General features: G+C 69.4%; 7 protein-coding genes. 4 read left to right on the forward strand and 3 right to left on the reverse strand.

The genetic code is table 11. From position 1 onward, the window contains the following. Nucleotides 1–333 precede the first annotated feature (333 nt). Both CCN51_RS22555 and CCN51_RS22560 read left to right on the forward strand, forming a co-directional pair. Entirely contained in the window at nucleotides 334–1,140 is an 807-nt protein-coding gene (locus CCN51_RS22555; RefSeq protein ID WP_014173529.1) for a SigB/SigF/SigG family RNA polymerase sigma factor, read from the forward strand. Between the two features lie 216 nt (nucleotides 1,141–1,356). Continuing rightward, the gene (locus tag CCN51_RS22560) at nucleotides 1,357–2,007 is read left to right on the forward strand and encodes a polysaccharide lyase family 7 protein (protein ID WP_014173530.1); all 651 of its coding nucleotides are present in this window, start codon (nucleotides 1,357–1,359) and stop codon (nucleotides 2,005–2,007) included. An 8-nt stretch (nucleotides 2,008–2,015) separates the two neighbouring features. Here CCN51_RS22560 and CCN51_RS22565 read toward each other — a convergent pair whose 3' ends face one another. Next, nucleotides 2,016–3,023, reverse strand: coding sequence for a LacI family DNA-binding transcriptional regulator (locus CCN51_RS22565; protein WP_014173531.1), 1,008 nt, complete (start codon nucleotides 3,021–3,023; stop codon nucleotides 2,016–2,018). 131 nt (nucleotides 3,024–3,154) lie between these two features. Between CCN51_RS22565 and CCN51_RS22570 the strand changes: the two genes are divergently transcribed. Both CCN51_RS22570 and CCN51_RS22575 read left to right on the forward strand, forming a co-directional pair. Continuing rightward, nucleotides 3,155–3,460, forward strand: a complete 306-nt coding sequence (locus tag CCN51_RS22570; protein ID WP_014173532.1) for a hypothetical protein — start codon at nucleotides 3,155–3,157, stop codon at nucleotides 3,458–3,460. Continuing rightward, the gene (locus CCN51_RS22575) at nucleotides 3,457–4,812 is read left to right on the forward strand and encodes an alpha-L-fucosidase (protein WP_014173533.1); all 1,356 of its coding nucleotides are present in this window, start codon (nucleotides 3,457–3,459) and stop codon (nucleotides 4,810–4,812) included. Before CCN51_RS22570 ends, CCN51_RS22575 begins: the two co-directional genes overlap by 4 nt. Before the next feature lie 59 nt (nucleotides 4,813–4,871). On the opposite strand, the gene CCN51_RS55955 is transcribed toward CCN51_RS22575, so the two are convergent. Continuing rightward, nucleotides 4,872–5,030, reverse strand: a complete 159-nt coding sequence (locus CCN51_RS55955; protein ID WP_014173534.1) for a hypothetical protein — start codon at nucleotides 5,028–5,030, stop codon at nucleotides 4,872–4,874. A gap of 160 nt (nucleotides 5,031–5,190) precedes the next feature. Continuing rightward, nucleotides 5,191–7,440, reverse strand: a 2,250-nt coding sequence (locus CCN51_RS22580) for a glycoside hydrolase family 2 protein (RefSeq protein WP_086860011.1), incomplete at its 5' end; no start/stop codon positions are given.

The following is a 7,440-nucleotide window of genomic DNA, read 5'->3' on the forward strand; positions in this document are numbered from 1 at the left end:
GCCAACCGGTGTTCCTCGGTGCCGATGTCGACACCGAGGAACACCGGTTGGCTCATCGCGTGTCCTCGTCATGGGTCTCGAAGTCATGGGTCCCGAAGGTGCCCGGCATCAGCTGCATACGGTAGTCGCCGCCTTGCGGGAGAGCCGGGCGAGCGTCATCGGGGGTTTACCGTCCGGCACTCCGGGCAGGCGGATACTCGTACTTCGGACCGGGATGCGCGCCCCGCGGGAGCAGTGTGACCGCTCGGGGTGCGCCCCGGTTCGGTCCCGGATTCCTGCGCGCGGTGTCCACGGTCCCCCAGACCGTCAGTCCACTTGCAGGAGGTGTGTCTCATGACGACCGCAGTGCAGCCCAAGACCCGCCCTTCGGCCCACCCGCACGACGACGCCCCCGACACCTCTGCCGAGTTCGAGAGGATCGCCGAACTCCCCGACGGACCGCAGAAGGAGGCCCTGCGGCAACAGGTGGTGGAGGCATGGATACCGATGGCCGACCGGCTGGCCGGGCAGTACCGCAACCGCGGCGAGTCGCTGGAGGACCTGCGGCAGGTCGCCGCGCTGGGCCTGGTGAAGGCCGTGAACCGCTACGACCCGGGGCGCGGCTCGGCCTTCGAGAGCTTCGCGGTGCCCACCGTCGTCGGCGAGATCAAGCGCCACTTCCGCGACCACCTGTGGGCGCTGCACGTCCCCCGCAGGGTCCAGGAGTTGCGCAACCGGGTGCGGACCGCCCATCGCGAGCTGTCCCACTCGCTGGACGACCGCGCGCCCGACGTCGAGGAGATAGCCGATCGCACCGGCCTGTCCGAGGAGGACGTACGCACCGGTGTGGCTGCCCTGGACAGCTTCGCCCCGCTCTCCCTGGACGCCCCGCTGACCGGCACCGACGACGGCTACGCGCTGCGGGACACCCTCGGGGAGCAGGAGCCCGCCTATGACCGGGTGGTGGACCGGGAGGCCGTGCGGTCGGGGCTGTGCCGGCTGCCCGAGCGGGAGCGGCGGATCCTCTACATGCGCTTCTTCTGCGATATGACCCAGAGCCGCATCGCCGAGCAGCTGGGCATCTCCCAGATGCATGTCTCCCGCCTGATCAACCGCACCTGCTCGCGCCTGTGCGAGCAGGCCACGGCCGAGGCCAGCTGAGCGCCCGCCCGGGCGCGACGGGGAGACATCCTATCTCTGACCTTGCCTCAGCAGTGAGGGGTCGACCGACCTGCGGCAGATTACGGGTCATAGGGGAGAGGTCGCCGCAGGCACCCACCCAACCCCTTGACGACATCCGATGTCTCTCCTAGGTTCCTCGCGCCAGATGAGTTGCGCAAATCTGCGAAACACCGCGAGGAACCCGAAGGAGACCCCATGCGCAGAAGAACTCTGCTCGGCGGCGCCGCCGCGACCGGGCTCGGCCTCACGGGCTGGGGCCTTACGGCGGCCCCCGCCGAGGCCGCGCCCATCGGGTCCGGCTGGACCGAGATCGACCCCGGCTACACGGTCCACCAGCCGCCGGACCGCACGCGCCACGAGTACAACAGCTCCACCGGAGAACACCACTTCTGGCTCTACGACACCGACCCCAGCACCTTTCCCGGGCAGGACTCGGGGCCGCGCAGCGAATTACGGTTCAAGAACGACTACACCTCCGGGCAGGCGCAGTTCGAGTGCGATATGAGGGTCAAGTCCTCCGCGTACAACGTCTGCGTCATGCAGGTCTTCGGCGCCGAGACCCAGGCGACCGCGTTCATGGCGCTGGCCATGAACAACAGCCTGAACAACTACGGCAAGGCCGACCAGGAGATCTACTCCCCGATCTATGACACGTATCTGCGGCTGAACGTCGTCCACGACACGACCACCCGCAGTGTGCACGTGTTCGTCAACCGGGAGTTCCGTGTCACCTTCAAGGACCACGGGCCGGGCACGCACTACTTCAAGTGCGGCCTCTACGGCCGGGACGGGATGTCCGCGCGCTCCGACAACTACATCAAGAACATCCACGTCTACCGCAAGTAGCCCACCGGTCAGCCGGCCGGGGCCGGGCCGGTGCTCTCCCGGACGACCAGGGTGGTGGGCAGTTCGAGGTTGACCACCTCCGGCTGCTCGCCGCGCGCGAGCCGCACCACCATACGGGCCGCCAGCGCCGCCATCTCGGCGAGCGGCTGGCGGACCGTGGTGAGCTCAGGGGTGATCCACTGGGTGAAGGGGAGATCGTCGAAGCCGACCACGCTCACCTCGTCGGGCACCGAAAGATCCCGGTCGCGCAGCGCCCGGTAGACCCCGAGGGCCTGTACGTCGTTGCCGGCGAACACCGCGGTGGGCGGGTCCGCCAGGTCCAGCAGTGCGTGCATTTCGGCCATCGCGGGGCCGCGGGCGTAGGTGCCGTGCCGGATGAGCTCCGGGTCCTCGGGGAGCCCCGCGTCCGCCAGCGCGGCGCGGTAGCCGTGCAGCCGGGTCCGGGTGGTGAGGCGGCCCGCCGGTCCAGCGATGGCCGCGATCCGCCGGTGGCCGAGCTCGGTCAGATGGCGGGTCGCGGCGTAGGCGCCGGGCCAGTTGGTGGAGCCGACGGACGGTGAGGCGGGGCTGGTGTCGGTGGCGGGCTGCACGATCACGAAGGGGATGCCCTTGTCGCGCAGTTCGTCCTCCTGGGCGGGCGACAGCTCGGACAGGGCCAGGATCGCGCCGAGCGAGCCGCGGGCCTGGACGGCCTCGGCCCAGCTGTCCGCCAGGGCACGGCTCTTGTGGACGGCGGAGACGACCAGACCCAGTCGCTCGCTCTCGAGGGCCTCCTCCGCGCCGCGGATCAGCTCGGTGGCCCAAGGATTGTCGAGTTCGTTGATGACGAACTCGACCTGACCGCCACTCTGGGCGGCGCGGCCCGGCTCCGGATATCCGTAGCTCTGGAGCAGCCGACGCACCTTCCCCCGTGTCTCCACCGATACATCCGACCTTCCATGGAGAACCTTGGAGACCGTGGGGATGGAGACCCCGGCCTCGGCCGCAATCTCCGCCAGTGTGCTCCGCCTTGCCATTCGGTCCTTCTCCCTCGGCTTCCGGTGTCTCGAACAACATCAGGACTTCCGGCGCACACCCTTGACGTCATCCGATGTTTCTCTTAGGTTACGGCCATTCTCGATAGTTGCGAAATCTTACGCAATGGCCTGTGGCGCGTGATTGGAGTCTCCATGCGCATGCCCCGCCGTCTCGCCAGCGGGTCCAGCAGGCCACCGCCGCGCGGGACCTGACGGACATCATCATCAATGACTCCGGCATGCTCGGCACCAATGTCTCCCAAGGCCTGGTCGAGGAGGCCGACAAGGACAGACTCGCCGGGGCCACCGAACAGCAGGTCGGGATCGGGGCGCTGCTCGCGGGGGCGCTTGTCGCCCTGCTGCCCAGCCCGTTCGTCTATCTCGCCTTCCAGCGGACCTTCCTGACGGGGATCGCCGCAGGAGCAGTGAAGGGATGACCACGATGACCGAACCGACGCCCGCCCAGGGCCCGACACCTCACCAACGACGCATCGCCGAGTTCCAGGAGCAGCGCTTCGGGCTCTTCGTCCACTGGGGGATCTACTCCCTCGCCGCCCGCCACGAGTGGGTCAAGCAGCGGGAGCGGCTGAGCGACGAGCAGTATCAGGCGTACTACGACCACTTCGATCCGGATCTGTACGACCCCGGTGTCTGGGCGGACGCCGCGCACCACGCGGGAATGCGCTACACGGTGCTCACCACCAAGCACCACGACGGCTTCTGCCTGTGGGACTCGGCGCTCACCGACTACAGCGTGGCCGGCACCCCGTACGGCAAGGACCTGGTCGGGCCCTTCTGCGAGGCGTTCCGGGAGCGGGGTCTCGGGGTGGGCTTCTACCACTCGCTGCTCGACTGGCACCACCCCCAGTTCCCGCTGGACCGGCTCCATCCGCAGTGGGACGAGGACGCACCGGACGGCGGGGACCCGGGCGACCGCGACATCGCGGCCTACGCCCGCTATCTGCACGGGCAGGTCGAGGAGCTGCTGACCCGGTACGGTCCGGTGGACACGCTGTGGTTCGACTTCTCGTACTCCAAGCGCATCCAGCAGGGCAAGCCGGTCACCGGCGGCAAGGGCAGGGCCGACTGGCGCTCGGAGGAGCTGGTGGAGCTGATCCGCCGGATCCAGCCGGACATCCTCATCAACAACCGTCTGGAGCTGCCCGGCGACTTCACCACGCCCGAGCAGCACCAGCCCGGCGAGCCACTGACCGACGAGGACGGCCGGCCGGTGGTGTGGGAGGCCTGCCAGACCCTCAACGGCAGCTGGGGCTACGACCGGGACAACCTCAACTGGAAATCCCCCGACCAGCTGATCCGGCTGCTTGTCGACACCGTCTCCAAGGACGGCAACCTGCTGCTCAACGTCGGCCCGAACGGGCGCGGCGAACTGGAGCCACAGGCCCTGGAGACCCTGAACGCGATCGGGGCCTGGATGCGGCTGCACTCCCGGTCGATCCACGGCGCAGGCCCCTCCCCGTACACCGCGCCCACCGGCTGCCGCTACACCCAGCGCGGCGACCGGCTCTACCTCCATGTCCTCGACTGGCCCTACCGCCACCTCCACCTGCCGGGCCTGGCGGGCAAGGTGCGCTACGCCCAGCTGCTCAACGACGCCTCCGAGGTGCGCCGGCCGATCGTCGACCCGGCGTGGGACAACGGCAATGTCGCCCCCAAGGGCGTTCCGGCGGGGAGCCTCACCCTGGAGATCCCGGTCCGCAAGCCCGATGTGTCGGTCCCGGTCATCGAGCTGTTCCTGGAGCCGGACGCCGTGGCGGGCCCGCGCTGAGACAGGGGATCCCGGCGCCCGGCGCCCGACCGGGCGTCAGGATCCCCAGCGGCGTGGCGCTAGTGGGTCTGCACCCACCAGGTCATCAGGCCGATGAACGAGGTGCCGCACGCATACGAGGCGCCGCGCACGAAATTCGCCGCCGCAAGCCGGGCGTAGCGGCGCCACCGCCCGGTGGAGCGACTGGGCGCCGGGGGACGATCCTGCGTAGACAGCATGTGGAGCCCCTTTCGTGAGCGTACGGACACCAGCGGGTCCACGCTGGGAGCCCGTCGGCGCCGGGCGTCACCGGGCCGCTGGCTGCGGGCTCCTTTGCGCTGCCCATAGCATACAAGATTGTGATCTTGTGAAACCCGCAGGACCCGCCGGGAATTCGCTCTAGCTCACACGCTTCGCCGCCACCGTCCGGGTCTCGGTGTTCCAGCCCGAGACCCGGACGGACGGCTCGGAGCCGCCCAGGTCGGCCGCCCGGTAGGTGGCGGTGAGCGTCATGGACTCCCCCGGCCACAGGCTGACCTGATTGTCCGTCCACCGCACGGGCAGGACGGGTGCGCCCGCGCCGGTCACCAGATGGGCGTCCACCTGCAGGGCCGGGGTCTGGCCGCTCGAGGTGTTTCGCAGGGTCACGGTCGTGGTCGCGGTGCCGTCGGGGGCGGTGGTGGTGTCCGCGGTGGCGGACACCGGCGCCCGGTCCATCCCGCTGAGTCCGGTCAGGTCGGCGTAGGAGGTGGTCGGGGTGTAGTACCAGTCGGTGTTGTCCCAGTCGAGCACGTCCGGCTCGGTGGACAGCCAGTAGACGTTGCGGCTGACCTCCTTGCCCGCGCCGTCGGTGAGGACGAGCTTGGCGAGGTAGGTACCCGACAGTCCGCTGACACTGGCGGGCACGGTCAGCGCGGTGACCTTGCCGCCGTCGGCCGGCGCGGTCAGGCCGGTGGCGCTCTTGTCGTACTTCCGCGCGCCCTTGGTGTCGTAGAGGCTCACCCGCGCGGTGAGTCCGGTGGCCGCGGCATGCCGGTTGTTGACCACGACCACCGTCCGCGAGTCGTACGAGTACTGGATGTGCAGCGGCTCATTCGCCTTCTTGGCGCCGAAGTAGGCCCCGCCCTGGTCGAGGTAGCGGTCGAAGAGCTGCCAGTGGAGGGAGGTCCAGCCGCTGTTGAGCATCCAGTAGACGACACCGGTGGCCGGTTTGGAGGTGTCGGAGAAGTTGCGGCCGTACGCCTCGTACTGGGCGCGCACCGCCTCGTACTGCGCGAGCTGCGCCTTGCGCACATAGTCCTCGAGGCCGGTCGGCGGGCCGTAGCGGCCGCTGAGCGCGTTGCCGAACAGCTCCAGATCGCCGAAGGTGCTCGACGGCGAGCGGTGGTACTGCTTGGCCTTCGGGTCCTTCCACAGCGTTTCCAGCTCGCTCGGGGACATCATCCGCCGGAGCGTGTCGAGGGTCGGGATGTCCGGCCCGGCGCTGGTCTCGGAGTTGAATCCGGTCGCGCCGCCCTCGCGCTTGGCGTACCAGTAGTTCGGGGGCACCCAGTCGTAGGGGCCGGTCATCTTCATCCCGGACTTGCCGAGGACCGGTGAGGACTTGGCGGAGGCGGCGGGCACGACCGGGTTCGGCCAGTCGGCGGCCTTCAGGGCGTCGAGGTAGTTCTTCTCGATGGTCGCGTCGGGGGCGAAGTCGCTGCCGATGAGGAAGGAGATGACGCTGGGGTGGTCGCGCAGCCGTGCGGCCTCGGCGGCCATGGAGTCCTTGGCCACCACGTAGTCGGCGGCGGACCACTTGTCGCCCGTCTCGTCGCCGTTGACCTGGCCCTCCCACTTGTCGCAGCACTCCCAGCCCGGGAGGGTGAGGATGCCGTACCGGTCGGTGAGGTCGAAGAACTCGTCCGGCTCGATATGGCCTTCGAGGCGGATGGTGTTCAGGCCGAGGTCGAGGGCGTACTTCAGCCGGTCCTCGACGTAGCGGGCGTCCCAGCGCAGAAAGACGTCCGGGGACCAGCCGCCCGCCTTGATCAGCAGCGGGCGGCCGTTGACGGAGTACCGGCGGGCGCCGTCGGCGTTCAGCGGGGCCTTGACGTCCCGGATGCCGAAGGTCTCATGGGCTGTGTCGGAGGCCGTGCCCGAGACGGTGGCGGTCAGGTCGAGGTCGTACAGCGGCTGGCCGCCCATCCCGGCCGGCCACCACACCCGTGGCTGGTCCACGCGCAGTTGCGGATAGGCCGCGGGGGTGAAGGTGACGGTCTTCTTCTCGTGTGCGGCCAGCGCCACGGTCTGGCTGAAGGACACCGAGCCGACGGTCCCGGAGACGGCGGCGGTGACGGGCGCGCCGGAGTCGTTGCGGGCCTCGGCCTTGACGGTCAGTTCGGCGGAGGACAGCGACGGCACGGCCAGTTCGGTGGTCACATGCGCCCCGCGCAGGGCCACCGGGCCGCCACGGCGGACCAGGACGTCGCGCACCAGCCCCATGTTCTCGTCGGGCGGGGGCTGGAGCCAGTCGATCCAGCCCATGGTGAGGTTCTTGCGCGGGTCGTTGGGCTGGACCCTGAAGGCCACCGTGTTGGTGCCGGACTTCACCAGGTCCGTGACATCCAGCTCATGGCGGGTGTAGGCGCCGGCGACCTGGTCCTTGGT

The sequence above is a fragment of the Streptomyces milbemycinicus genome (assembly GCF_002154605.1).
In the GTDB taxonomy this organism is placed as follows: Bacteria; Actinomycetota; Actinomycetes; order Streptomycetales; family Streptomycetaceae; genus Streptomyces; species Streptomyces milbemycinicus.